The sequence below is a fragment of the Paenibacillus sp. NRS-1781 genome (assembly GCF_050467745.1).
GTDB classification, from domain to species: domain Bacteria; phylum Bacillota; class Bacilli; order Paenibacillales; family Paenibacillaceae; genus Paenibacillus; species Paenibacillus terrae_A.
In genome coordinates, this window is the sequence record NZ_JBITPI010000013.1 from 31,867 (window position 1) to 54,276 (window position 22,410).

Here is a 22,410-nt window from a genome sequence, read left to right on the forward strand (position 1 = left end):
TTCTTGACATTGCTTATAGTCAATGCTAATATAGCAAAGGTGCGTGAGCAGCCTATATGCTATTGTGTCTTTTCGGAGGAATGAGATATGTCTAAAGATCAGGGACTGCAAGATGCTCATGTCAAAATCGGTACCAAACAAACCATACGTATGGTCGAATTGGGCTTCGCCTCTGAAGTATATGTGGCAGAAGACGCAGATCCACGTCTCACTTCCAACATCATTGCTTTGTGCAACAAGCAAGGAGTCAAGGTGACTCTTGTAGATACAATGAAAAATCTCGGGGCAGCATGTGGGATTGAAGTGGGAGCGGCTATGGCTGCTATCGTAAAACAATAGGGTAAGGAACGTTTTTGTCTGAGAGAATGAATTCTTGGCGGCAAAGACTTTTCATTTGTTCTTTTATGAACCGCCTGGGTCTGTGGGCTTAGAAATGGTTTGTGAAGCAACAGGAAAAATTGAGGAAGGGGGTGGCAACCACAATGCCAACTATTAACCAACTGGTTCGTAAAGGACGTCAAGCCAAAATCGAGAAATCGAAATCACCGGCTTTGCAAAAAGGTTTTAACGCCTTGAAACGTGAAGCTACCGACATCAGTGCCCCGCAAAAACGCGGAGTATGCACTCGTGTAGGTACTATGACTCCAAAAAAACCAAACTCCGCACTTCGTAAATATGCTCGTGTTCGTTTGACGAACCGTGTAGAGGTGACTGCTTACATTCCGGGTATCGGACATAACCTGCAAGAACACAGCGTAGTGCTGATTCGCGGGGGTCGTGTAAAAGATCTTCCAGGTGTACGTTACCATATCGTTCGCGGTGCTTTGGATACTGCAGGCGTAAACAACCGCATGCAAGCTCGTTCCAAATACGGCGCAAAACGCCCTAAAGCTAAAAAATCCTAATGAATATAAACCGAATAAATCGGTTTAACATGTAAGAAAGGGGGATATCCATGCCACGCAAAGGTCCAGTTACCAAAAGAGACGTGTTGCCAGATCCGGTATATAACAGCAAGTTGGTTACCCGCCTGATCAACCGCATCATGCTCGACGGAAAACGAGGCGTTGCTCAAAGCATTCTGTACAATGCGTTCAAGCTTATCCAAGAACGTACGGGGAATGACCCGATGGAAGTTTTTGAAGCAGCTATTAAGAATATCATGCCAGTCCTGGAAGTTAAAGCACGCCGTGTCGGCGGTGCCAACTACCAAGTACCAATCGAGGTAAAACCAGAAAGACGTACTTCCCTGGGTTTACGTTGGCTCGTAAACTACTCCCGTAACCGCGGCGAGAAAACGATGGAAGAGCGTTTGGCAGCTGAAATTATTGACGCTTCCAACAACACAGGCGCTTCCGTGAAGAAACGCGAAGATACACACAAAATGGCTGAAGCGAACAAAGCGTTTGCTCACTATCGTTGGTAGGATTCAGCTCAAAAAAATAACTTCAATTTTGAAGGGAGACCCATTTCATGGCAAGAGAGTTCTCCTTGACGAATACACGTAATATCGGGATCATGGCTCATATTGACGCGGGTAAAACCACAACAACAGAGCGGATCTTGTTCTACACAGGACGTACGCACAAAATCGGTGAAGTTCACGAAGGCGCTGCGACAATGGACTGGATGGAACAAGAACAAGAGCGCGGAATCACGATTACTTCCGCTGCGACGACCGCTGCCTGGAAAGGTCACCGCGTCAATATCATCGACACCCCGGGGCACGTTGACTTCACTGTTGAAGTTGAACGTTCCCTTCGTGTATTGGACGGAGCAGTTGGTGTTTTCAGTGCGAAAGAAGGCGTTGAGCCTCAGTCCGAAACCGTATGGAGACAGGCTGATCGCTACGGCGTTCCACGGATCGCATATGTAAACAAAATGGATATCATTGGTGCCGACTTCCTGAATGTTGTCTCTGACATGCGTGATCGCCTTCAAGCGAACGCAGTTGCGATTCAATTGCCAATCGGCGCAGAAAATGATTTTACTGGTATCATCGATATCGTTGAACAAAAAGCTCATATGTACAAAGATGATCTTGGTCAAGATATCGAAGAAGTTGAAATTCCTGCGGAATTCAAAGATAAAGTTGAAGAACTCCGTAATGAATTGATTGAGAAGGTTGCTGAACTGGACGAAGATTTGACAATGAAATACCTGGAAGGCGAAGAAATTTCGGTTGCCGAAATTAAAGCCGCTCTCCGTAAAGGTGTTGTAGAAGTTAAGATCTTCCCAGTTATCTGTGGATCTTCTTACCGTAACAAAGGTGTTCAGCTGATGCTGGATGCTGTTCTCGATTACTTGCCAGCTCCTACTGACGTGCCAAGTATTCTAGGGCATCTGGAAGATGGTACGGAAGTTGAACGTCACTCTTCCGATGAAGAGCCTTTCTCCGCATTGGCCTTCAAAATCATGACGGATCCTTACGTTGGTAAGCTGACATTCTTCCGCGTATACTCCGGTGTTCTTCAATCGGGTTCATACGTATTGAATGCAACAAAAGGCAAGCGCGAACGTATCGGACGTATTCTTCAAATGCATGCGAACAGCCGTCAAGAAATCACTGTAGTCTACTCCGGTGATATTGCGGCAGCCGTAGGTTTGAAAGATACAAGTACAGGTGATACACTGTGTGATGAGAAGAATCCAGTTATTCTCGAATCCATGAATTTCCCTGATCCGGTTATCGAAATCGCAGTTGAGCCTAAAACCAAAGCTGACCAAGATAAAATGTCTGTTGCCCTTGGTAAATTGACCGAAGAAGATCCAACTCTTCGCGCTCATACTGACGAAGAAACAGGTCAAACCATCTTGGCAGGTATGGGCGAGCTTCACCTTGATATCATCATTGACCGTATGCGTCGTGAGTTTAAGGTGGAAACCAATGTGGGTAAACCACAGGTTGCTTACCGCGAAACGTTCCGTGCTCCAGCACGTGTTGAAGGTAAATTCGTTCGTCAATCCGGTGGTCGTGGTCAGTATGGTCACGTATGGGTTGAGTTCGAACCGCTTGAGCCAGGTACTGGTAGCCAATTCGAAAGTAAGGTAGTCGGCGGCTCTGTTCCTAGAGAGTACATCGCTCCTGCTCTTGCTGGTATTGAGGAACAAATGAAAAACGGCGTTATCGCAGGCTTCCCGCTTGTGGACGTTAAAGCTACAATTGTGGACGGATCATACCATGATGTCGATTCCAATGAAATGGCGTTTAAAATTGCCGGATCAATGGCGCTGAAAGCAGCGAAAGACAAATGTAAACCGGTATTGCTTGAGCCGATCATGAAAGTTGAAGTAACGGCTCCTGAGGAATACATGGGTGACGTAATGGGTATGTTGAACTCCCGTCGTGGTCGGATTGAAGGTATGGATTCCCGTAGTGGAGCTCAAATCATTCGTGCGAAGGTGCCTTTGTCCGAAATGTTCGGATACTCGACTACACTTCGTTCCGGTACACAAGGACGCGGCGTTTTCTCTATGGAGCTTTCTCATTATGAAGAAGTTCCGAAGAGCATTGCTGAAGAGATCGTTGCCAAAACCAAGGGCGGCGAGTAATACAATGTATCAGCTGACTGGTATAATCAAGGTTTTTCCAAGAGGAAGCCGGCAGCCTAAAAATAAAACAAGTTATTGAGGAGGAATTGTTCAAATGGCAAAGGCTAAGTTTGAACGTAACAAACCGCACGTTAACATCGGTACTATTGGTCACGTCGATCATGGTAAAACTACTTTGACTGCTGCAATCACAACTGTATTGTCCAAAACTTACGGTGGTGCTGCTGTAGCATTCGACCAAATCGATAAAGCTCCAGAAGAGCGCGAACGCGGTATCACAATCTCCACAGCACACGTGGAGTACGAAACACCTAACCGTCACTATGCACACGTTGACTGCCCAGGTCACGCCGACTATGTTAAAAACATGATCACTGGCGCTGCACAAATGGACGGAGCGATTCTGGTTGTATCCGCAGCTGACGGCCCAATGCCGCAAACTCGTGAGCACATCCTGTTGTCCCGCCAAGTAGGCGTTCCTTACATCGTTGTATTCCTGAACAAATGTGACATGGTTGAAGACGAAGAGCTGTTGGAACTGGTTGAAATGGAAGTTCGTGACTTGCTGAGCGAATATGACTTCCCAGGCGACGACACTCCAATCATTCGCGGTTCCGCTCGTGAAGCTCTGCAAAACCCAGAGGGCGACTATGCTAAGAAAATCGTTGAAATGTTCGAAATAATCGACACTTACGTCCCAACTCCAGAACGCGACACTGACAAGCCTTTCTTGATGCCTGTCGAGGACGTATTCTCCATCACAGGTCGTGGTACAGTTGCTACAGGCCGTGTAGAGCGTGGTACTATTAAAGTGGGCGAAGAAATCGAAATCATCGGTATTCAAGAAGAATCCCGTAAATCCGTAGTAACAGGCGTAGAAATGTTCCGCAAATTGCTTGACTCTGCTCAAGCCGGCGATAACATCGGCGCATTGCTTCGTGGTGTAGATCGTGCACAAATCGAGCGTGGCCAAGTATTGGCTAAACCAGGTTCTGTTAAACCTCATACAGAATTCTCTGCTCAAATCTACGTTTTGACTAAAGAAGAGGGTGGACGTCACAAGCCTTTCTTCACTGGTTACCGTCCACAGTTTTACTTCCGTACAACTGACGTAACTGGTATCATCACTTTGCCAGAAGGTTCCGAAATGGTAATGCCTGGTGACAACATCACAGTTACTGTTCAACTGATCAACCCAATCGCTATCGAAGAAGGAACTAAGTTCTCTATTCGTGAAGGTGGACGTACAGTTGGCGCTGGTGCGGTAGCAACAATCACAAAATAAGAGGCTTTGGCCTTTAAATAATGCAACATTGTACTGGAACGAGTAACATTGTATTGGAACGGAGCTAAAAGAAGCCCCCGCCCTGGTGCGGGGGCTTTTCTCTTGAATAAATCGCGAGCTGCGAGTGCAACTGTATCTTTTCAAAATAAGATACATTGTTTTTTTTCGTTTTTGCTTGCAATAGGCAGAACTATTAGATATAATAACTAATGTTGTTTGTGACTGTGCGATGATGTGAGAGGTTACTGACACACCCGGCCCCTTTGCCATGGGAGGGATGTCGGAAAATTTTCACGGAGTATGTCCGATACCAAATTGGGCGATAAAAGGAGGGACTAAAATGGCAAAGCAAAAGATTCGTATTCGTTTGAAAGCTTACGACCACAGAATTCTTGATCAATCCGCTGAGAAAATTGTTGAAACAGCTAAACGTTCGGGCGCAGGTGTATCTGGACCCATTCCGCTGCCAACTGAAAAACAAATCATTACTATTCTCCGTGCGGTACACAAGTACAAGGATTCCCGGGAACAGTTCGAAATGCGCACACATAAGCGTCTGATCGACATTGTTAACCCGACTCCACAAACTGTGGATGCCTTGATGCGCTTGGACCTGCCGTCCGGTGTAGATATCGAAATTAAATTGTAATTTGTGATTAGGAAAAGAAAAGAGGTGTCAACATGAAAGGTATCTTAGGAAAAAAACTCGGAATGACTCAAGTGTTTACCCCTGAAGGTAACGTACTTGCTGTTACGGTTATCGAAGCGGGCCCTTGTGTTGTTCTGCAAAAGAAAGATCTGGAAAACGATGGATATGAAGCTATTCAACTCGGTTTCTCTGATAAAAAAGAAAAAAGATCCAATAAACCTGAAGCGGGACATGCGAAAAAAGCAAATACTGCACCTAAGCGCTACGTTCGTGAACTTCGTGGCATCGACCTTGCTGCGTACGAGGTTGGCCAAGAACTGAAGGCTGATGTCTTCACAGAAGGCGAATTCGTTGACGTAACAGGTATATCTAAAGGTAAAGGTTTTGCCGGCGTTATCAAACGTTGGGGACAAAGCCGCGGACCAATGGCACACGGCTCGCGTTACCACAGAGGTCCAGGTTCGATGGGCTCCATTCAAGCTAACCGCGTTCCTAAAGGTAAACACCTGCCAGGACACATGGGGCATGAAACGGTAACGATCCAACGCCTTGAAGTTGTTAAGATCGATACAGAACGTAATGTATTGCTCGTGAAGGGCTCCATTCCAGGACCTAAAAACAGCTTCATTAAAGTATTAGAAACGGTGAAAAAATAAACAACTGAAGAAAGGAGGAACACAAAATGCCAAAAGTAGCACTTTTTAATATTAGCGGCAGCCAAGTTGGTGAAATTGAATTGAACGACGCAGTATTCGGTATCGAACCGAATAAACACGTTCTTCATGACGCTGTTGTTATGCAATTGGCTTCCCTGCGTCAAGGTACTCACAAAGTAAAAGGACGTTCTGAAGTACGTGGTGGCGGACGTAAACCTTGGAAACAAAAAGGTACTGGCCGCGCTCGTCAAGGTTCGATCCGTGCACCGCAATGGGTTGGTGGCGGTACTGTATTTGGTCCGACTCCACGCAGCTATGCTTACAAATTACCTAAAAAGGTTCGTCGCTTGGCGATCAAATCGGCTTTGTCTTCTAAAGTGATTGAGAATGAAATCATCGTATTGGACGCTCTTACACTGAACGGACCTAAAACGAAAGAATTCGCAGCCATTTTGAACAACCTTAAAGCTGACCGTAAAGCATTAATCGTAGCCCCAAGCTATGATGATAATGTGGCACTGTCCGCTCGTAATATTCCTGGTGTGAAGTTTGTAGCCGCAGACGGCATTAATGTTCTTGACGTGCTTGGACACGACAAACTGATCATTACGAAGGAAGCAGTTCAGAAGGTAGAGGAGGTGCTCGCGTAATGAAGGATCCTCGTGATATTATCAAACGTCCGGTTATCACCGAACGTACGGCTGGTATGATGAATGACTTGAAATACGTTTTCGAGGTAGACATTCGTTCCAACAAAGTCGAAGTTAAAAAAGCAATCGAAGCGATCTTTAACGTGAAAGTAAGTAACGTAAACACGCTTCGTGTTCCTGCAAAACCAAAACGCTACGGACGTCATTCCGGCTATACGAGCGAGTGGAAAAAAGCGTTCGTAACGCTGAGCAAAGATAGTAAGCCGCTTGAGTTTTTTGAAACGGTATAATTGAAACTGTAAAGTAAGGAGGGAAACTCAGTGCCAATTAAAAAGTATAAACCGACGTCCCCGGCCAGACGCGCTATGTCTGTATCTACTTTCGAAGAGATCACAACTAATCAGCCCGAGAAATCGTTGCTGGCGCCTCTGAGCAAGCAAGCTGGACGTAATAACCAAGGTAAAATTACGGTTCGTCATCATGGCGGTGGACACAAACGTAAATACCGTATTATCGACTTCAAACGTAACAAAGATGGAATACCGGGCCGCGTTGCTACGATCGAATATGATCCGAACCGTACGTCCAACATCGCACTTATCCACTATGTGGATGGTGAAAAACGTTATATCATCGCTCCTAAAGGCTTGAAAGTAGGGGACGAAGTGGTTTCCGGCGTAGGTTCCGATATCAAAATCGGTAACTCTTTGCCTTTGGAGAACATTCCAGTAGGTACGGTTATTCACAATATCGAATTGAAACCGGGCAAAGGTGGTCAACTCGTTCGCGCTGCCGGTACGGAAGCCCAGCTTCTTGGTAAAGAAGAGAAGTATGTTACAATCCGTTTGACTTCTGGTGAAGTTCGTCGCGTTCTGAAAGTTTGCCGCGCTACAATCGGTTCTGTTGGTAACGAAGACCATGAATTGGTGAAGATCGGTAAAGCCGGACGTAGCCGTTGGTTGGGACAACGTCCTGAAGTTCGTGGTGTTGTAATGAACCCTAATGATCACCCACACGGTGGTGGTGAAGGTCGCGCTCCAATAGGACGTAAATCTCCAATGTCTCCATGGGGTAAACCAACCCTTGGTTACAAAACGCGTAAAAAAGGCAAAGCATCTGATAAATACATCGTTCGTCGTCGTACTAAGTAATAAGATGTGCGCTTAAGTCGCACGTTAACATATTAAGGAACGACAACGTTTTAACGAAGGGAGGATTCATACATGGGTCGCAGTCTCAAAAAAGGACCATTCATTGATGGTTACTTGTTGAAAAAAGTAGAGGTTTTGAACGAATCGGACAAAAAAGTTGTGATCAAAACTTGGTCCCGTCGCTCTACAATTTTCCCGCAATTTATTGGACATACGTTTGGTGTATACGATGGTCGTAAACATGTGCCAGTATACGTAACGGAAGATATGGTAGGACACAAATTGGGCGAATTCGCTCCAACACGTACCTATAAAGGCCATTCGGATGACGATAAAAAAACAAGAAGATAATCAACACAGCGTAGTGTTTGAGAGGAGGTAAACTCAATGGAAGCAAAAGCACATGCTAAATCCGTACGGATTTCCGCTCGTAAAGTTAAACTCGTTATTGATTTGATTCGCGGCAAGCAGGTTGGTGAGGCGATCGCAATTCTTCGCCATACTCCGAAATCCGCTTCTCCAGTCGTTGAGAAGCTGTTGAACTCTGCTATTGCAAATGCAGACCACAACTACTCTTTGGACGTGAACAACTTGGTTGTATCGCAAGTTTTTGTGAACCAAGGTCCTACAATGAAACGGTTCCGCCCGCGTGCAATGGGACGTGCAAGCCGCATCAATAAACGCACCAGTCATATTACTTTGGTGGTATCTGAAAAATAAGGAGGGAAAACGTGTGGGCCAAAAGGTAAATCCAATCGGACTCCGAATCGGTATTATCCGTGATTGGGAATCCAAATGGTATGCAGGCAAAGATTTCGGTGATCTTTTGCTAGAAGACGTTAGAATTCGTGAACATCTGAAAAAAAGATTGAAAGATTCCGCTGTATCCCGTGTTGAAATCGAGAGAGCAGCTAACCGTGTCAACGTAACGATTCACACTGCGAAGCCTGGTATGGTTATCGGTAAGGGTGGTTCCGAAGTTGAAAACTTGCGTAATGAAATCACTAAAATCGCAGGCGGTAAAAAGGTACACATTAATATTTCTGAAATTAAAAATCCTGAGCTGGATGCAATCTTGGTTGCTGAGAGCATTGCACAACAATTGGAACGTCGTGTTTCTTTCCGTCGTGCTTTGAAACAAGCGATCCAAAGAACTATGCGTTCTGGAGCAAAAGGAATTAAAACTCAAGTAGGCGGACGTCTTGGCGGTGCCGAAATCGCTCGTTCCGAAGGGTACAGCGAAGGAACAGTTCCACTGCATACGCTTCGTGCCGACATTGATTACGGTACAGCGGAAGCTCATACAACTTACGGCCGTATTGGCGTAAAGGTATGGATCTATCGTGGAGAGGTTCTTCCTCCAGCTAAGAAACAAGCTCCTCAGGAAGGAGGCAACTAATCATGTTGGTACCAAAACGCGTAAAACATCGTAAGCAACAACGTGGTCATATGAAGGGTCGTGCAAAAGGCGGTACTACACTGAACTTTGGTGAGTATGGTTTGCAAGCTACTGAACCTTCATGGATTACTAACCGTCAGATCGAAGCTGCTCGTATTGCGATGACTCGTTACATCAAACGTGGTGGTAAGGTTTGGATTAAAATTTTCCCTGACAAACCAATTACTCAGAAGCCTCTTGAGGTTCGTATGGGTAGTGGTAAAGGTAACGTAGAAAAATGGGTTGCAGTAGTGAAGCCAGGAAAGATCATGTTCGAGCTTGCTGGTGTTCCGGAAGAGGTTGCTCGTGAAGCAATGCGTCTTGCCGCTCACAAACTGCCAATCAAAACTAAGTTTGTGAAACGTGAAGAATTGGGTGGTGAAGCAAATGAAGGCTAGTGAATTTCGCAACCTAACCACTGCTGAAATTGAACAAAAGATCTCTGGGTTCAAAGAAGAACTCTTTAACCTTCGTTTTCAACTCGCTACCGGTCAGCTTGATAACCCGACTCGGATCGGCGATGTACGTAAGGAAATTGCTCGTGCTAAAACCGTGATCCGCGAAAGAGAACTTGGGATTAGCTAAGATATCAGACCGGGTGGAGATTCCGCCTGTAATTAGGAAGGAGGCCAACAATGAGCGAACGTAATGCCCGTAAAGTGTTAGTCGGTAAAGTAGTCAGCGATAAAATGGACAAAACGATTGTAATTGCTGTAGAAACTTACAAAAAACATAATCTCTACCATAAACGCATTAAAGTAACAAAGAAATTTAAAGCTCATGATGAAAACAATACCGCACAAATTGGTGATACTGTTAAAATCATGGAAACTCGCCCTTTGTCCAAAGACAAAAACTGGAGACTGGTCGAAATCGTTGAAAAAGCTGTTATAATCTAATGTAGTGTAGTTTTTCCGAAAGGAGGATAAATAAATGATTCAACCATTTACACGTTTGACTGTAGCTGACAATTCCGGCGCGAAGGAACTGATGTGTATCCGTGTGCTCGGTGGTACGGGACGTCGTACAGCTCAAATTGGTGACCTGATCGTTTGTTCCGTAAAACAAGCAACACCAGGCGGCGTTGTCAAAAAGGGTGATGTAGTAAGAGCGGTTGTCGTTCGTACTAAACGTTCTATCCGCCGTAAAGACGGTTCCTACATCGGATTTGACGAGAACGCAGCAGTGGTCGTTAAAGAAGACAAGAGCCCACGTGGTACTCGTATTTTCGGACCAGTTGCTCGCGAGCTTCGTGACAAGGACTTCATGAAAATCGTTTCCTTGGCTCCGGAAGTGATCTAAATTCACCTTAAAATGTGCCCGTAGGAGGTGTACGAAATGCCAAAAGTGAAAAAAGTTCTGGAATCTCATAACAACAAGCTGCACGTCAAAAAAGACGATACTGTTCTGGTGATTACAGGTAAAGATAAAGGAAAAAAAGGTCGCGTTATCGCTGCTTACCCTCGTCAAAACCGTGTGCTTGTGGAAGGTGTTAACATGATTAAAAAACACCAAAAGCCTAATCAGCTGAATCCACAAGGCGGCATCATCGAGAAAGAAGCTCCGATTCACGTTTCCAACGTTATGCACATTGATCCGAAGAGCGGAAAAGTAACTCGTGTTGGTTACAAAGTATTGGACAACGGAAAAAAAGTGCGCATTGCAAAACGTTCTGGCGAAGTGATCGACTAATTATTTTTTAATGAAAGGAGGTCTATGATTCATGGCAACAACAAGAATGAAAGAGCGTTTCTTGAAAGAAATCACTCCTGCCTTGATGCAGAAGTTCAGCTATACATCGGTAATGCAAGTGCCTAAAATCGAAAAGGTTGTAATCAACATGGGTGTTGGCGACGCAGTCCAAAACTCCAAAGTGCTTGATTCGGCTGTGAACGACATGCAGTTGATTGCTGGTCAAAAACCAGTAGTCACTCGCGCAAAAAAATCTATTGCAGGTTTTAAATTGCGTGAAAACATGCCGATCGGTGTAAAGGTAACACTTCGTGGTGAGCGTATGTATTACTTCTTGGACAAATTGTTCAACATCACGCTTCCTCGCGTACGTGACTTCCATGGTGTTTCGACAAAAGCTTTCGATGGACGTGGTAACTACACGCTTGGTCTGAAAGAACAGTTGATCTTCCCGGAAATCGAATACGATCAAGTTGATAAAGTTCGTGGTATGGACATCGTTATCGTAACGACTGCCAAAACTGACGAAGAGTCCCGTGAGCTTCTGACTCAGCTGGGCATGCCTTTCGCAAAGTAATGTTGGCATATCGTTTCGGGCGTCTGATATAAAAGACACCCTGTTCTCCGAAACTATTTAGGAGGTGTCAGGCTAAGTGGCAAAAACTTCAATGAAAGTCAAACAACAACGCACACCAAAGTTTAAAGTTCGTGCTTATACTCGTTGCGAGCGTTGTGGTCGTCCACATTCGGTGCTGCAAAAGTTTAAGATCTGCAGAATTTGCTTCCGTGAATTAGCTTATAAAGGCCAGATTCCTGGCGTGAAAAAAGCAAGCTGGTAAAAAGTCTGTTTGGGAAGGAGGTTTATACACAATGACTATGTCTGATCCAATTGCAGATATGCTTACTCGTATTCGTAACGCGAACACAGTTCGTCACGAAACAGTAGAAATGCCTGCATCTACAATGAAAAAACAAATCGCCGACATCCTGAAACGTGAAGGATTCATTCGTGATGCGGAATTTGTTGAAGATAGCAAACAAGGGATCATCCGTGTTTTCTTGAAATACGGTGCAAACAACGAACGTGTTATTACAGGTTTGAAAAGAATCAGTAAACCAGGTCTTCGCGTTTACACGAAGAGCAATGAGATTCCACGCGTTCTGGGTGGGCTCGGGATCGCGATCATTTCGACATCCAAAGGTATCATGACCGACAAAGAAGCGCGTCAGTCTAAAGCCGGCGGAGAAGTGGTTTGCTACGTTTGGTAAGATAACGTTTAAAAGATAGGAGGTGCAACAGATATGTCCCGTATTGGTCGTAAGCCAATCACAGTACCAAGTGGTGTTGACGTAACTTTGAACAACACAGCGATCACAGTTAAAGGTCCTAAAGGAACATTGACTCGTGAGCTTCATAAAGACATGTCCGTTACTGTGGAAAACAATGAAATCAACGTAATTCGTCCTTCGGACAACAAAATTCACCGTTCTTTGCATGGAACAACCCGCAGCGTTGTCAACAACATGGTAAGTGGTGTAACTGAAGGGTTTTCAAAATCTCTGGAGCTGGTTGGGGTCGGATATCGTGCAAGCAAATCCGGAGATAAAATCGTTCTGAACGTTGGGTACTCTCATCCGGTTGAAATCACACCGGAAGCGGGCATCGAATTCGAAGTTCCTTCGAACACTAAAATCATCGTTCGCGGAATTGATAAAGAGCGTGTAGGTGCCTACGCTGCTAAAATTCGTTCCGTTCGTGAACCTGAGCCGTATAAAGGTAAAGGGATTAAATACGAAGGCGAGCGCATCATTCGTAAAGAAGGTAAAGCCGGTAAGAAGAAATAAGTTTCTTACCGACTTTGTGCGGTCTTTCTACCGGAAAGACTTCGTACTTCTTTTTTACCCAGTGCGTCTTAGTATAAAGCTTTAAAAGGCAAACTGAAGGGAGTGAAAACTTAAGATGATTACAAAACAAGATAAAAATAAAGCACGTGTCAGAAGACATCTGCGTGTACGTAAGAAAATCGAAGGTACGGCTGTTCGTCCTCGTCTGAACGTGTTCCGTTCTTCCAAACATATCTACGCACAATTGATTGATGATGTAGCTGGTGTAACATTGGTATCTGCATCCACTATGGATAAAGAACTGAGCAGTGAAATCAAAAGCGGTGGTAGCGTAGAAGCAGCTCGTAAGGTTGGCGAACTCGTTGCTAAACGTGCAAAAGAAAAAGGTCATGCTAACATTGTATTTGACCGTGGTGGATACTTGTATCATGGACGGATTCAGGCTTTGGCTGATGCAGCTCGCGAAGCAGGCCTTGAATTCTAAGACATTTCTCAAAAGGAGGTTAACGACTTGCGTGTAGATCCGAACACTTTGGAACTGACTGAAAGAGTAGTAAATATTAATCGCGTAGCTAAAGTTGTCAAAGGCGGACGCCGTTTCAGCTTTAGTGCTCTGGTAGTAGTAGGCGACGGTAACGGCTGGGTAGGCGCTGGAATCGGTAAAGCTGGCGAAGTACCTGATGCGATTCGCAAAGGTATTGAAGATGCTAAGAAAAACCTGGTTCACGTTCCACTCGTAGGAACAACTATTCCTCACCTTGTTACAGGTAAGTTCGGTGCTGGCCGGGTTCTGTTGAAACCGGCATCGGAAGGTACTGGAGTTATCGCTGGCGGTCCGGTTCGTGCTGTACTGGAACTTGCTGGTGTAGGTGATATCTTGACAAAATCTCTAGGTTCTTCGAATTCCATGAACATGGTCAATGCGACATTGGAAGGTTTGTCCCGCTTGAAACGCGCTGAAGAGGTTGCAAAATTGCGCGGCAAATCCATCGAAGAGCTGCTGGGCTAAGGAGGGAATGTCATGGCGAAATTAGAAATTACCCTCGTTCGTTCGTTGATCGGTCGTCCTGGTACTCAAAGAACGACTGTTAAAACGCTCGGCTTGCGTAAAATCAACCATAAAGTAATTCAACCCGACAATCCAGCGATTCGCGGGATGATTAATAAAGTTAGCCATTTGGTTTCTGTTAAAGAAATTGAGGCTTAAGAAATAAAGCATTTTAACAATAATCAAGGAGGTGCAACGAACGATGAAGTTACATGAGCTTTCCCCAGCTCCAGGCTCCCGCAAAGAACGTAAACGTTTGGGTCGTGGTCCTAGTAGCGGTACGGGTAAAACTTCTGGTCGTGGTCATAAGGGTCAAAACGCTCGTTCCGGCGGTGGTGTACGTCCGGGCTTCGAGGGTGGTCAAAACCCACTGTATCGTCGCTTGCCTAAACGCGGTTTCGTAAATCCTACTCGTAAAGAGTATGCGGTTTTGAATATCGAAGATTTGAACAGTTTTGCAGCAGGTACAGAAGTAAGCCCTGAGTTTTTGCTGAACAATGGCATTGTGAAAAACGCGAAATCCGGAATTAAAATTCTGGGTAACGGTGAAATCACTGTGAAATTGACAGTTAAAGCGAACAAGTTCTCTCAATCTGCGGTAGAGAAAATTGAAGCTGCCGGCGGTAAAACCGAGGTGATCTAATGTTCAAGACCCTGAAAAATATATGGCGGGTTGAGGATCTTAGAACCCGAATCCTGTTTACCCTGTTTATACTGTTTGTATATCGTATTGGCTCCTTCGTGCCGGTTCCCGGCGTGAACAAGCAAGTCTTTACTTCTCAGGATCAGGCAGGAAGCGAGTTGTTTGGACTCCTTAACACCTTCTCAGGGGGCGCTTTGTATCAGTTCTCGATCTTCGCCCTCGGGATTATGCCATATATTACAGCGTCCATCATTGTACAGTTGCTGTCAATGGACGTTATTCCGAAACTTGCGGAATGGGCTAAACAAGGAGAGCATGGTAAAAAGAAGTTGGCTCAACTTACACGGTATGGTACGGTAATACTGGGCTTGATTCAAGCATTCGGAACGTCGATCGGCTTTAACCGACTGTATGGTGCAGCGATGATTCCAGGAGCCACTTTTGCAGATTATCTGGTGATAGCTATTGTGCTTACAGCAGGAACTACGTTCCTTATGTGGCTAGGTGAGCAAATTACCGAAAAGGGAATCGGCAACGGTATCTCTATCGTTATCTTTGCAGGGATCGCGGCAGGTATTCCAAGACATATTCGGACGGTTGTAGAATCCCAGTTTATTCAGGCAGATCAGCTGTTTATGAATATTCTGAAGGCAATTATTATTGCTTTGGTGATTATTCTGATTATCGTGGGTGTTATCTACATCCAGCAAGGTATTCGGAAAATTCCGGTACAATACGCCAAACGTGTAGTTGGCAACAAAATGTACGGTGGCCAGAATACGCATATTCCGATGAAAATTAATGCGGCAGGCGTTATTCCGGTAATCTTTGCGGTATCATTGCTGCAATTCCCGACAATTATTGCGAGTTTTTGGGCAGATCATGCTTGGGCGAAGTGGATTACCACTTACTTGTATTATGACAAGCCGCTGGGTATGGTTTTGTATGTCGTAATGATTATCGGTTTCACATTCTTCTATACCTTTGTACAGATGAATCCGCAGCAAATGGCCGACAACATGAAGAAAAACGGCGGTTATATTCCGGGAATTCGTCCGGGTAAAGCCACGGAGAAATACCTGACACGAGTAATGTCACGTTTGACAATGACAGGAGCCTTGTTCCTGGCAGTCATATCCGTATTGCCGGTATTCTTCGGTTCGCTTTCGGGCTTGCCTCGTTCCGTGCAAATTGGCGGTACTTCATTGCTCATCATTATCGGTGTAGCATTGGATACGATGAAGCAGATCGAAAGCCAACTGATCAAACGCCATTACAAAGGCTTCATCAACAAATAGGCAACAGGTTCCGGCTTAGGATGTTCGCATACTTACCGGCACCTTTTGTGCTGTTTCTTGTGTAGGGGTCGTCTTGAGGAGTGACAGATTGTGAATATTTTAATCATGGGCCCTCCGGGGGCTGGTAAAGGTACACAAGCAGATGTCATTGTGAAGGAATTCGGCATTCCTCATATCTCGACAGGTGATGCGTTTCGCCTGGCGATGAAACAGGGAACACCTATTGGCATTAAAGCCAAGGAATATATCGACAAGGGTGAACTTGTTCCAGATGATGTAACGATTGGCATCGTTGAAGAACGACTGCAACAGCCGGACTGTAAGAAAGGTTTCTTGCTGGACGGTTTTCCAAGAACTTTGGCTCAAGCTAAAGCCTTGGATCAAATCTTGGGTCGTTTGGATACGAAGCTTGATGATGTCATCAACCTGAAAGTGGATCGTGACAAATTGTTGGTACGAATCACAGGACGGCGAGTTTGCAAAATCTGTGGAACTAGCTATCATGTTGTCTTTAATCCTCCGAAGGTTGAAGGCATTTGCGATAAAGATGGCGGGGAGCTCTATCAACGCCCTGACGATAACGAGGATAGCGTAAGAACACGACTTGACGAATATAGTAATAAAACAGCACCACTCCTCACGTTTTATGAGAACCAGAATCTTCTGCGTCACATTGACGGAGAACAGGATATTGATGTGGTTTCCAAAAATATCGTGTCCTTGTTGCGGGGTTAGCTGTAATGATCATTTGCAAGTCGGGGACGGAATTAAGCTTTATGAGGAAAGCTAAGAGAGTGGATACGGAAACGAATCATTTCTTGGTGGAACACATCGAGCCCGGTATGACGACCGGTGAACTTGATCATTTAGCTGATCGGTATATTTGCAGTCAAGGAGCTGTGCCGTCTTTTAAAGGTTATAACGGTTTTCCTGCCAGCATTTGCGCTTCAGTCAACGAACAACTGGTGCACGGATTTCCCGGCAAACGCAAGTTAAACAAAGGCGATATCATCGCAAAGACTCGCCAGTTTACAATGTCGCATACCATTCGGCAATATATTGAGAATCCAAGCCGTGGTATTCCCGAACAGGGGCCGAGGCTGAAAACCGGCATGGTGCTGGCTATTGAACTCATGGTTCGTATAGGTTCTCGCCATGTAGGGGCGCTGGAAGACAACTGGACGGTCGTAACGGTGAACGTGGCCTCTCGTGCTCGTAACGAGCAAGCGGTGGCGGTCACAACGGACGGCATGGACATTTTCACGAAACTGAGTGCGTAGGTGATTTGAATGATTCAGCAAGGAAACCTGCAAATCGGTCAGCTGGTGAAGATTCTGAAAGGCAGAGATGTTGGACAGATTGCGGTTGTCGTTTCTATAGCGGACAGCAGGTTTGTATATATTGCGGATGGGGACAAACGAAAGTTTGATCAGTCGAAGAAGAAAAACGTTCTTCATCTGATGCCTCAGACCAAGATTAGTAGCGAGGTTGTAAACAGTTTAAACGAAAGCGGTCGGGTGACAAATGGAAAGCTGCGTCATGCAGTGAAAACATTCTTGGAGTCGTCCGAATACCAAGCTGAAGAGAAAGGAGACTGACTTTGGCCAAAGAAGATGTCATTGAGGTTGAAGGTACGGTAATCGAGCCACTGCCGAACGCTACGTTCAAGGTAGAGCTGGAGAACGGTCATCAAATTCTTGCACATGTTTCCGGAAAACTGCGGATGCACTTTATCCGTATTTTGACAGGTGACAAGGTGGTTGTACAGTTATCGCCTTACGATTTAACTAAAGGCCGTATTACGTACCGCAAGTAATTCATGCAGGTTTAATTAAACGTACGTCATATAAAAAAAACTTGTTTTGCTCGGCAAAACGATGTGAATGTTCACGAAGCGAGTTTTACTAGGGTAAAGCTTGGAGGAGGTAATCAACATGAAGGTAAGACCTTCTGTAAAACCTATTTGCGAGAAATGCAAAGTCATTCGCCGTAAAGGGAATGTAATGGTTATTTGCGAAAATCCGAAACACAAACAAAAACAAGGTTAATAGAAGGGGGTGTAGCGTAAAATGGCTCGTATAGCTGGTGTGGATTTGCCACGTGACAAACGCGTTGAGATCGCCTTGACTTACATTTTCGGAATCGGTAAAACGACTTCTCAGAAAATTTTGAAGGAAACAGGCATCAGTGCAAACACGCGTGTTCGTGATTTGACTGAAGATGAAGTGAGCAAATTACGTGAAACGATCGACAAAGAAGTTAAAGTAGAAGGCGATCTGCGTCGTGAAATTTCCTTAAATATTAAACGTCTGACTGAGATTGGCTGCTACCGTGGTGTTCGTCACCGTCGTGGATTGCCTGTTCGCGGACAACGTACCAAAACTAATGCTCGTACCCGTAAAGGTCCTCGTCGGACTGTAGCGAACAAAAAGAAATAAGAAGGGAGGATAACATTCAATGGCTAAACCGAAAAAAGTCGTACGTACAAAACGCCGTGACCGTAAAAATATCGAGACTGGCGTGGCACACATCCGTTCCACGTTCAACAACACGATCGTTACGATCACAGATCCACACGGTAACGCAATCTCTTGGGCCAGCTCAGGCGGCATGGGATTCCGTGGTTCCCGTAAATCTACTCCATTCGCAGCTCAAATGGCCGCAGAAACAGCTGCTAAAGCTGCTATGGAACACGGCATGAAGACTGTCGAAGTCATGGTTAAAGGACCAGGTGCAGGACGCGAAGCAGCAATCCGCTCTTTGCAAGCAGCTGGACTGGAAGTTAACCTGATTAAAGACGTAACTCCGGTACCTCATAACGGATGCCGTCCTCCAAAACGTCGTCGCGTCTAATGAGATTTCTCCTCTGCGTGTAGTATAAATCCGGCACAAACTGCCAAGAATGGATGTTTAGGTATACTACATGATAGACTATGGATAAGGTGAATGTTTCATATAGGAGCGACGTTTTGAAGGAGGGATATTGCAGTGATAGAAATCGAAAAGCCGAAAATTGAGACGGTAGACGTCAATGATGATGGCACCTATGGAAAATTCGTAGTAGAACCGCTGGAACGCGGGTACGGTACGACGCTGGGAAACTCGCTTCGCCGTATTCTGTTATCCTCGTTACCGGGGGCAGCAGTCACATCGGTTCAGATCGATGGAGTTTTGCACGAATTTGCAACGGTTCCCGGTGTGAAGGAAGACGTAACGGAGATCATACTGAACCTGAAAGCTTTATCGCTTAAAATCCACTCGGATGAAGAGAAAGTACTCGAAATCGATGCGGAAGGCGAAGGAGTTGTAACAGCAGGAGATATCCGTGCGGACAGTGATGTGGAAATTCTTAATCCGGATCTTCACATTGCTACGCTCGGACCGGGTTCGAGACTTCACATGCGTATTTTCGCCAATCGCGGTCGTGGTTACGTTAAGCAGGATCGGAATAAACGTGATGACCAGCCGATCGGCGTCATTCCCGTCGACTCCATCTACACTCCGATTTCACGTGTTAACTACGGCATTGAAAATACGCGTGTCGGCCAGGTTACGAATTACGACAAGCTGACACTTGAGGTTTGGACTGACGGAAGTATTCGCCCTGAGGAAGCAGTAAGCCTTGGAGCAAAAATTTTGACCGAGCATGTGATGTTGTTCGTAGGTCTAACCGACGAAGCAAAAGATGCTGAAATTATGGTCGAAAAAGAAGAAGACAAGAAAGAAAAAGTTCTTGAAATGACGATCGAAGAGTTGGATCTCTCCGTCCGTTCATATAACTGCCTTAAGCGCGCTGGTATCAATACGGTACAAGAACTCACTACTAAATCTGAAGAAGATATGATGAAGGTCCGCAATCTGGGCCGCAAATCTTTGGAAGAAGTACAAGAGAAGCTCGAGGAACTTGGTTTAGGACTTCGTACGGAAGAATAGTACAGCAACGTTTTTGTGAAGGAGGGGAAACTACATGGCATACCAAAAATTGGGCCGTAACTCCAGTGCCCGTAAAGCTTTGTTTCGTGATTTGGTAACCGATTTGTTCTTGTACGAGCGTATCCAAACTACTGAGGCTAAAGCGAAAGAAGTTCGTTCTATTGCTGAAAAACTGATCACTAAAGCGAAAAAAGGAGATCTGCACGCACGCCGTCAAGTGGCTGCGTTCGTTCGCCGTGAAACTTTGGATGGTGAGCAGGATGCAATCCAAAAGCTGTTTAGCGAATTGGCTACACGTTACACTGAGCGTCCAGGTGGATACACTCGTATCTTAAAATTAGGACCTCGTCGTGGCGATGCCGCTCCAATGGTATATCTGGAACTGGTTGACCGCGCGTAAACAGGCGAAGATGAGGGAAGGGTGGACAGAATCGGCTTGATTCTGAACAGCCCTTTTTTTCTCTTGGAGGAGTCCTGAAGGGCTTCTCCTTTGTTATGTTCGGTTATTCCTTATAAGGCCAGTGAATACCCCTGCAAAGGTGTGAGAAACATGCGGAATTTGTGCATGAAGGTGAACTATGACGGAACCCGCTATGATGGCTTTCAAACGCAGCCCAATGGTAATACCATTCAGGACTATCTTGAAAATGCTATTTACTCATTGACGGGCGAACGTCTTAAAATCACAGGCTCAGGCCGCACAGACGCCGGTGTACATGCATATGGACAGGTATTCAATTTTCATACTGAATCACCGATCCCGATACAGCGCTGGTGTCTGGCACTCAATGCCTGGCTGCCTCGTGATATCATCGTTACGGATGCGAAAGAGGTGCCGTTGTCCTTTCATGCACGCCGTATGGCGAAGCGGAAGACGTATCGGTACAGCATTAATGCGAACCGGTTTCCGGACATCTTTCACCGTCGTACAGAGGCACATCACCCAACGAGTTTGGATATACGAGCGATGGAGGAAGGGCTGGCCCATTTGATCGGTACTTTTGACTATACATCGTTCGCATCCCGACGTTCCCAGAAAACGAATCATGTCCGCACCATTTACGAAGCCTACATGACGGTAGACTATTCCTTTTCACGTCCGGGTTCGGATGATCAGGGAATTATTCATACGTATATTACAGGCAGTGGTTTTTTGCAGCACATGGTTCGGATCATTATGGGGACTTTGTTGGAAGTGGGAGAAGGCAAAAAATCGTCGGATGATATTCCTTCCATTTTGGAGGCTAAAAACCGCTCAAAGGCTGGTCCTACGGCCGTTGGACATGCTTTAATCCTCTGGAATGTGGAGTACGACGAAAATAATAAAAAACATTGATTTTACCCTTGCAGAATTGATGTTTATCCTGTAATATAAAAGTTGTGTTTTCTTAATGGCTTTCCCACAGCCCCAATTAAGACGATCACTTTCAAACACATCTAATCCATCAATAATGCAGCAACTTAACGAACGAAGATAAATGATGATTTCTGTTAACGAACTTAAGGAGGAAACTTTTCATGCGTACTACGTATATGGCGAAGCCAAATGAAGTTGAGCGCAATTGGCACATCATTGATGCCGAAGGCAAAACGCTCGGCCGTCTGGCAAGCGAAGCGGCTGCGTTGATTCGCGGCAAACACAAGCCACAGTTTACACCACATGTGGACACAGGTGATTTTGTTGTTGTAATCAATGCGGAGAAAATCGTATTGACTGGTAAGAAAATGGAGAAGAAGAAATACTACCGTCACTCCCTGCATCCGGGTGGTCTGAAAGTAACGGTTGCACAAGACATGGTTAAGAACAAGCCTGAGCGTATGCTGGAATTGGCTGTTCACGGTATGCTTCCTAAAACTCGTCAAGGCGAGAAAATGAAGCTGAGACTTAAAGCTTACAAAGGCGCAGAGCATCCACATGCAGCACAAAAACCTGAAGTTTACGAACTTCGCGGATAATTAAAAGGGAGGACAGTTTCATGGCACAAGTACAATACTATGGGACAGGTCGTCGTAAACATTCGGTAGCTCGTGTTCGTCTCGTACCGGGTGAAGGACGCATTGTCATCAACAAGCGTGATATTAATGAATATTTCGGTTTGGAAACACTCAAACTGATCGTAAAACAACCATTGAACCTAACTGAAACAGTGGGTAGTTATGACGTACTCGTTATCGCTCATGGTGGTGGTATCTCTGGTCAAGCGGGCGCAATCCGCCACGGTATTTCCCGTGCTCTGCTGAAAGCAGATCCGGAATTCCGTCCAGCTTTGAAAAAAGCAGGCTTCTTGACTCGTGACCCACGTATGAAAGAACGTAAAAAATATGGTCTCAAAGCCGCTCGTCGTGCACCACAGTTCTCGAAACGTTAATATTTCGAATACAGAAGAACCTTTTCCTTATGGAAAGGGTTCTTTTGTATTTTTATAAATATTTTTTGAAAATATCCACATGTGGATAAGTGCTAAAGCTGCCTTAACTAGAACGTTTGATTCATCCTCAACCCAGCGATTAACCAGATAGTAAAGTGTAGGAGTGAATTATAAAGCGTATGGACACAAAATAACCGCCTT

At 45.2% G+C, this 22,410-nt stretch carries 39 protein-coding genes; all 39 read left to right on the top strand.

The features are described 5' to 3' along the window. The first annotated feature begins 87 nt into the window (after nucleotides 1-87). The 39 genes from ACIFO6_RS04395 to rpsI all read left to right on the top strand — a co-directional run bounded on the left by ACIFO6_RS04395 (nucleotide 88) and on the right by rpsI (nucleotide 22,209). The gene (locus ACIFO6_RS04395) at nucleotides 88-339 is read left to right on the top strand and encodes a ribosomal L7Ae/L30e/S12e/Gadd45 family protein (protein WP_430038526.1); all 252 of its coding nucleotides are present in this window, start codon (nucleotides 88-90) and stop codon (nucleotides 337-339) included. A gap of 143 nt (nucleotides 340-482) precedes the next feature. Beyond that, nucleotides 483-905: a 30S ribosomal protein S12 gene (gene rpsL / locus ACIFO6_RS04400; protein WP_007432587.1), complete on the top strand. Its 423-nt coding sequence runs from the start codon at nucleotides 483-485 to the stop codon at nucleotides 903-905. Between the two features lie 50 nt (nucleotides 906-955). After that, nucleotides 956-1,426, top strand: coding sequence for a 30S ribosomal protein S7 (gene rpsG / locus ACIFO6_RS04405; protein ID WP_007432586.1), 471 nt, complete (start codon nucleotides 956-958; stop codon nucleotides 1,424-1,426). Nucleotides 1,427-1,473: 47 nt separating this feature from the next. Beyond that, a complete protein-coding gene (gene fusA / locus ACIFO6_RS04410; RefSeq protein ID WP_430038527.1) occupies nucleotides 1,474-3,552 on the top strand; it encodes an elongation factor G in 2,079 nt (692 codons plus the stop codon). 94 nt (nucleotides 3,553-3,646) lie between these two features. Further along, a complete protein-coding gene (tuf, locus tag ACIFO6_RS04415; RefSeq protein WP_430038529.1) occupies nucleotides 3,647-4,837 on the top strand; it encodes an elongation factor Tu in 1,191 nt (396 codons plus the stop codon). A gap of 340 nt (nucleotides 4,838-5,177) precedes the next feature. Next, entirely contained in the window at nucleotides 5,178-5,486 is a 309-nt protein-coding gene (gene rpsJ, locus ACIFO6_RS04420) for a 30S ribosomal protein S10 (protein ID WP_005544556.1), read from the top strand. A gap of 32 nt (nucleotides 5,487-5,518) precedes the next feature. Beyond that, the gene (gene rplC, locus ACIFO6_RS04425) at nucleotides 5,519-6,142 is read left to right on the top strand and encodes a 50S ribosomal protein L3 (protein ID WP_430038531.1); all 624 of its coding nucleotides are present in this window, start codon (nucleotides 5,519-5,521) and stop codon (nucleotides 6,140-6,142) included. 26 nt (nucleotides 6,143-6,168) lie between these two features. Next, nucleotides 6,169-6,792, top strand: a complete 624-nt coding sequence (gene rplD / locus ACIFO6_RS04430; protein ID WP_013312160.1) for a 50S ribosomal protein L4 — start codon at nucleotides 6,169-6,171, stop codon at nucleotides 6,790-6,792. Next, nucleotides 6,792-7,082, top strand: coding sequence for a 50S ribosomal protein L23 (gene rplW, locus ACIFO6_RS04435; RefSeq protein ID WP_013312159.1), 291 nt, complete (start codon nucleotides 6,792-6,794; stop codon nucleotides 7,080-7,082). Before rplD ends, rplW begins: the two co-directional genes overlap by 1 nt. A 30-nt stretch (nucleotides 7,083-7,112) precedes the next feature. Continuing rightward, nucleotides 7,113-7,943, top strand: a complete 831-nt coding sequence (gene rplB, locus ACIFO6_RS04440; RefSeq protein WP_134912313.1) for a 50S ribosomal protein L2 — start codon at nucleotides 7,113-7,115, stop codon at nucleotides 7,941-7,943. Between the two features lie 72 nt (nucleotides 7,944-8,015). Beyond that, nucleotides 8,016-8,294: a 30S ribosomal protein S19 gene (gene rpsS / locus ACIFO6_RS04445; RefSeq protein ID WP_044647210.1), complete on the top strand. Its 279-nt coding sequence runs from the start codon at nucleotides 8,016-8,018 to the stop codon at nucleotides 8,292-8,294. 36 nt (nucleotides 8,295-8,330) lie between these two features. Beyond that, nucleotides 8,331-8,663 (top strand): 50S ribosomal protein L22, encoded by a 333-nt coding sequence (gene rplV / locus ACIFO6_RS04450; protein ID WP_354455247.1) that lies wholly within the window; start codon nucleotides 8,331-8,333, stop codon nucleotides 8,661-8,663. Between the two features lie 13 nt (nucleotides 8,664-8,676). Then, nucleotides 8,677-9,342 carry a 30S ribosomal protein S3 gene (gene rpsC / locus ACIFO6_RS04455; protein WP_044647211.1) on the top strand — a complete coding sequence of 222 codons (666 nt, stop codon included), beginning with the start codon at nucleotides 8,677-8,679 and terminating at the stop codon, nucleotides 9,340-9,342. 2 nt (nucleotides 9,343-9,344) lie between these two features. Beyond that, a complete protein-coding gene (rplP, locus tag ACIFO6_RS04460) occupies nucleotides 9,345-9,779 on the top strand; it encodes a 50S ribosomal protein L16 (protein WP_137060421.1) in 435 nt (144 codons plus the stop codon). After that, nucleotides 9,769-9,966 (top strand): 50S ribosomal protein L29, encoded by a 198-nt coding sequence (gene rpmC, locus ACIFO6_RS04465; RefSeq protein ID WP_014278310.1) that lies wholly within the window; start codon nucleotides 9,769-9,771, stop codon nucleotides 9,964-9,966. Before rplP ends, rpmC begins: the two co-directional genes overlap by 11 nt. Nucleotides 9,967-10,016: 50 nt before the next feature. After that, nucleotides 10,017-10,280 carry a 30S ribosomal protein S17 gene (gene rpsQ, locus ACIFO6_RS04470; protein ID WP_430038535.1) on the top strand — a complete coding sequence of 88 codons (264 nt, stop codon included), beginning with the start codon at nucleotides 10,017-10,019 and terminating at the stop codon, nucleotides 10,278-10,280. A gap of 34 nt (nucleotides 10,281-10,314) precedes the next feature. Further along, nucleotides 10,315-10,683, top strand: a complete 369-nt coding sequence (gene rplN, locus ACIFO6_RS04475) for a 50S ribosomal protein L14 (protein ID WP_007432573.1) — start codon at nucleotides 10,315-10,317, stop codon at nucleotides 10,681-10,683. A 36-nt stretch (nucleotides 10,684-10,719) separates the two neighbouring features. Further along, nucleotides 10,720-11,073 (top strand): 50S ribosomal protein L24, encoded by a 354-nt coding sequence (gene rplX, locus ACIFO6_RS04480; protein WP_013312155.1) that lies wholly within the window; start codon nucleotides 10,720-10,722, stop codon nucleotides 11,071-11,073. 31 nt (nucleotides 11,074-11,104) lie between these two features. After that, entirely contained in the window at nucleotides 11,105-11,650 is a 546-nt protein-coding gene (gene rplE, locus ACIFO6_RS04485; RefSeq protein WP_430038537.1) for a 50S ribosomal protein L5, read from the top strand. Between the two features lie 76 nt (nucleotides 11,651-11,726). Next, nucleotides 11,727-11,912, top strand: a complete 186-nt coding sequence (locus ACIFO6_RS04490; RefSeq protein WP_013312154.1) for a type Z 30S ribosomal protein S14 — start codon at nucleotides 11,727-11,729, stop codon at nucleotides 11,910-11,912. 31 nt (nucleotides 11,913-11,943) lie between these two features. Continuing rightward, complete coding sequence (rpsH, locus tag ACIFO6_RS04495; protein ID WP_014278308.1) at nucleotides 11,944-12,342, top strand: 30S ribosomal protein S8; 399 nt, start codon at nucleotides 11,944-11,946, stop codon at nucleotides 12,340-12,342. 33 nt (nucleotides 12,343-12,375) lie between these two features. Next, the gene (gene rplF / locus ACIFO6_RS04500; protein ID WP_430038539.1) at nucleotides 12,376-12,918 is read left to right on the top strand and encodes a 50S ribosomal protein L6; all 543 of its coding nucleotides are present in this window, start codon (nucleotides 12,376-12,378) and stop codon (nucleotides 12,916-12,918) included. A 115-nt stretch (nucleotides 12,919-13,033) separates the two neighbouring features. After that, nucleotides 13,034-13,402: a 50S ribosomal protein L18 gene (gene rplR, locus ACIFO6_RS04505; protein ID WP_010348806.1), complete on the top strand. Its 369-nt coding sequence runs from the start codon at nucleotides 13,034-13,036 to the stop codon at nucleotides 13,400-13,402. Nucleotides 13,403-13,429: 27 nt separating this feature from the next. Next, a complete protein-coding gene (rpsE, locus tag ACIFO6_RS04510; RefSeq protein ID WP_013312151.1) occupies nucleotides 13,430-13,927 on the top strand; it encodes a 30S ribosomal protein S5 in 498 nt (165 codons plus the stop codon). Nucleotides 13,928-13,939: 12 nt separating this feature from the next. Then, complete coding sequence (gene rpmD / locus ACIFO6_RS04515) at nucleotides 13,940-14,125, top strand: 50S ribosomal protein L30 (protein WP_430038542.1); 186 nt, start codon at nucleotides 13,940-13,942, stop codon at nucleotides 14,123-14,125. A gap of 43 nt (nucleotides 14,126-14,168) precedes the next feature. Further along, the gene (gene rplO, locus ACIFO6_RS04520; RefSeq protein WP_013312149.1) at nucleotides 14,169-14,609 is read left to right on the top strand and encodes a 50S ribosomal protein L15; all 441 of its coding nucleotides are present in this window, start codon (nucleotides 14,169-14,171) and stop codon (nucleotides 14,607-14,609) included. Beyond that, nucleotides 14,609-15,907, top strand: a complete 1,299-nt coding sequence (gene secY / locus ACIFO6_RS04525) for a preprotein translocase subunit SecY (RefSeq protein WP_025685931.1) — start codon at nucleotides 14,609-14,611, stop codon at nucleotides 15,905-15,907. Before rplO ends, secY begins: the two co-directional genes overlap by 1 nt. Nucleotides 15,908-15,997: 90 nt before the next feature. Continuing rightward, entirely contained in the window at nucleotides 15,998-16,642 is a 645-nt protein-coding gene (locus tag ACIFO6_RS04530; protein ID WP_430038544.1) for an adenylate kinase, read from the top strand. Nucleotides 16,643-16,647: 5 nt separating this feature from the next. Beyond that, nucleotides 16,648-17,187, top strand: coding sequence for a M24 family metallopeptidase (locus ACIFO6_RS04535; RefSeq protein ID WP_430038546.1), 540 nt, complete (start codon nucleotides 16,648-16,650; stop codon nucleotides 17,185-17,187). A 9-nt stretch (nucleotides 17,188-17,196) separates the two neighbouring features. Next, nucleotides 17,197-17,505 carry a KOW motif-containing protein gene (locus ACIFO6_RS04540; protein WP_430038548.1) on the top strand — a complete coding sequence of 103 codons (309 nt, stop codon included), beginning with the start codon at nucleotides 17,197-17,199 and terminating at the stop codon, nucleotides 17,503-17,505. A 2-nt stretch (nucleotides 17,506-17,507) separates the two neighbouring features. After that, nucleotides 17,508-17,723, top strand: coding sequence for a translation initiation factor IF-1 (gene infA / locus ACIFO6_RS04545; RefSeq protein ID WP_006212898.1), 216 nt, complete (start codon nucleotides 17,508-17,510; stop codon nucleotides 17,721-17,723). Between the two features lie 118 nt (nucleotides 17,724-17,841). Then, nucleotides 17,842-17,955, top strand: a complete 114-nt coding sequence (gene rpmJ / locus ACIFO6_RS04550; protein ID WP_003333770.1) for a 50S ribosomal protein L36 — start codon at nucleotides 17,842-17,844, stop codon at nucleotides 17,953-17,955. A 21-nt stretch (nucleotides 17,956-17,976) separates the two neighbouring features. Further along, nucleotides 17,977-18,345, top strand: a complete 369-nt coding sequence (rpsM, locus tag ACIFO6_RS04555) for a 30S ribosomal protein S13 (RefSeq protein ID WP_007432560.1) — start codon at nucleotides 17,977-17,979, stop codon at nucleotides 18,343-18,345. 19 nt (nucleotides 18,346-18,364) lie between these two features. Next, nucleotides 18,365-18,760: a 30S ribosomal protein S11 gene (gene rpsK / locus ACIFO6_RS04560; RefSeq protein ID WP_013312144.1), complete on the top strand. Its 396-nt coding sequence runs from the start codon at nucleotides 18,365-18,367 to the stop codon at nucleotides 18,758-18,760. Between the two features lie 135 nt (nucleotides 18,761-18,895). Continuing rightward, the gene (locus ACIFO6_RS04565) at nucleotides 18,896-19,840 is read left to right on the top strand and encodes a DNA-directed RNA polymerase subunit alpha (protein ID WP_014278300.1); all 945 of its coding nucleotides are present in this window, start codon (nucleotides 18,896-18,898) and stop codon (nucleotides 19,838-19,840) included. A 34-nt stretch (nucleotides 19,841-19,874) separates the two neighbouring features. Beyond that, a complete protein-coding gene (gene rplQ, locus ACIFO6_RS04570) occupies nucleotides 19,875-20,240 on the top strand; it encodes a 50S ribosomal protein L17 (protein WP_013312143.1) in 366 nt (121 codons plus the stop codon). 150 nt (nucleotides 20,241-20,390) lie between these two features. Beyond that, complete coding sequence (gene truA / locus ACIFO6_RS04575) at nucleotides 20,391-21,176, top strand: tRNA pseudouridine(38-40) synthase TruA (protein ID WP_430038550.1); 786 nt, start codon at nucleotides 20,391-20,393, stop codon at nucleotides 21,174-21,176. 182 nt (nucleotides 21,177-21,358) lie between these two features. After that, nucleotides 21,359-21,796 carry a 50S ribosomal protein L13 gene (gene rplM / locus ACIFO6_RS04580; protein WP_014278298.1) on the top strand — a complete coding sequence of 146 codons (438 nt, stop codon included), beginning with the start codon at nucleotides 21,359-21,361 and terminating at the stop codon, nucleotides 21,794-21,796. Nucleotides 21,797-21,816: 20 nt separating this feature from the next. Beyond that, complete coding sequence (gene rpsI / locus ACIFO6_RS04585; RefSeq protein WP_013312140.1) at nucleotides 21,817-22,209, top strand: 30S ribosomal protein S9; 393 nt, start codon at nucleotides 21,817-21,819, stop codon at nucleotides 22,207-22,209. The last annotated feature ends 201 nt before the right edge of the window (nucleotides 22,210-22,410 follow it).

Coding starts and splice junctions, on each gene's coding strand:
- ACIFO6_RS04395 (WP_430038526.1), top strand. CDS start 88: ATGTCTAAAGATCAGGGACTGCAAGATGCTCATGTCAAAATCGGTACC.
- rpsL (WP_007432587.1), top strand. CDS start 483: ATGCCAACTATTAACCAACTGGTTCGTAAAGGACGTCAAGCCAAAATC.
- rpsG (WP_007432586.1), top strand. CDS start 956: ATGCCACGCAAAGGTCCAGTTACCAAAAGAGACGTGTTGCCAGATCCG.
- fusA (WP_430038527.1), top strand. CDS start 1,474: ATGGCAAGAGAGTTCTCCTTGACGAATACACGTAATATCGGGATCATG.
- tuf (WP_430038529.1), top strand. CDS start 3,647: ATGGCAAAGGCTAAGTTTGAACGTAACAAACCGCACGTTAACATCGGT.
- rpsJ (WP_005544556.1), top strand. CDS start 5,178: ATGGCAAAGCAAAAGATTCGTATTCGTTTGAAAGCTTACGACCACAGA.
- rplC (WP_430038531.1), top strand. CDS start 5,519: ATGAAAGGTATCTTAGGAAAAAAACTCGGAATGACTCAAGTGTTTACC.
- rplD (WP_013312160.1), top strand. CDS start 6,169: ATGCCAAAAGTAGCACTTTTTAATATTAGCGGCAGCCAAGTTGGTGAA.
- rplW (WP_013312159.1), top strand. CDS start 6,792: ATGAAGGATCCTCGTGATATTATCAAACGTCCGGTTATCACCGAACGT.
- rpsS (WP_044647210.1), top strand. CDS start 8,016: ATGGGTCGCAGTCTCAAAAAAGGACCATTCATTGATGGTTACTTGTTG.
- rplV (WP_354455247.1), top strand. CDS start 8,331: ATGGAAGCAAAAGCACATGCTAAATCCGTACGGATTTCCGCTCGTAAA.
- rplP (WP_137060421.1), top strand. CDS start 9,345: ATGTTGGTACCAAAACGCGTAAAACATCGTAAGCAACAACGTGGTCAT.
- rpmC (WP_014278310.1), top strand. CDS start 9,769: ATGAAGGCTAGTGAATTTCGCAACCTAACCACTGCTGAAATTGAACAA.
- rpsQ (WP_430038535.1), top strand. CDS start 10,017: ATGAGCGAACGTAATGCCCGTAAAGTGTTAGTCGGTAAAGTAGTCAGC.
- rplN (WP_007432573.1), top strand. CDS start 10,315: ATGATTCAACCATTTACACGTTTGACTGTAGCTGACAATTCCGGCGCG.
- rplX (WP_013312155.1), top strand. CDS start 10,720: ATGCCAAAAGTGAAAAAAGTTCTGGAATCTCATAACAACAAGCTGCAC.
- rplE (WP_430038537.1), top strand. CDS start 11,105: ATGGCAACAACAAGAATGAAAGAGCGTTTCTTGAAAGAAATCACTCCT.
- rpsH (WP_014278308.1), top strand. CDS start 11,944: ATGACTATGTCTGATCCAATTGCAGATATGCTTACTCGTATTCGTAAC.
- rplF (WP_430038539.1), top strand. CDS start 12,376: ATGTCCCGTATTGGTCGTAAGCCAATCACAGTACCAAGTGGTGTTGAC.
- rplR (WP_010348806.1), top strand. CDS start 13,034: ATGATTACAAAACAAGATAAAAATAAAGCACGTGTCAGAAGACATCTG.
- rpmD (WP_430038542.1), top strand. CDS start 13,940: ATGGCGAAATTAGAAATTACCCTCGTTCGTTCGTTGATCGGTCGTCCT.
- rplO (WP_013312149.1), top strand. CDS start 14,169: ATGAAGTTACATGAGCTTTCCCCAGCTCCAGGCTCCCGCAAAGAACGT.
- secY (WP_025685931.1), top strand. CDS start 14,609: ATGTTCAAGACCCTGAAAAATATATGGCGGGTTGAGGATCTTAGAACC.
- ACIFO6_RS04535 (WP_430038546.1), top strand. CDS start 16,648: ATGATCATTTGCAAGTCGGGGACGGAATTAAGCTTTATGAGGAAAGCT.
- ACIFO6_RS04540 (WP_430038548.1), top strand. CDS start 17,197: ATGATTCAGCAAGGAAACCTGCAAATCGGTCAGCTGGTGAAGATTCTG.
- rpmJ (WP_003333770.1), top strand. CDS start 17,842: ATGAAGGTAAGACCTTCTGTAAAACCTATTTGCGAGAAATGCAAAGTC.
- rpsM (WP_007432560.1), top strand. CDS start 17,977: ATGGCTCGTATAGCTGGTGTGGATTTGCCACGTGACAAACGCGTTGAG.
- rpsK (WP_013312144.1), top strand. CDS start 18,365: ATGGCTAAACCGAAAAAAGTCGTACGTACAAAACGCCGTGACCGTAAA.
- rplQ (WP_013312143.1), top strand. CDS start 19,875: ATGGCATACCAAAAATTGGGCCGTAACTCCAGTGCCCGTAAAGCTTTG.
- truA (WP_430038550.1), top strand. CDS start 20,391: ATGCGGAATTTGTGCATGAAGGTGAACTATGACGGAACCCGCTATGAT.
- rplM (WP_014278298.1), top strand. CDS start 21,359: ATGCGTACTACGTATATGGCGAAGCCAAATGAAGTTGAGCGCAATTGG.
- rpsI (WP_013312140.1), top strand. CDS start 21,817: ATGGCACAAGTACAATACTATGGGACAGGTCGTCGTAAACATTCGGTA.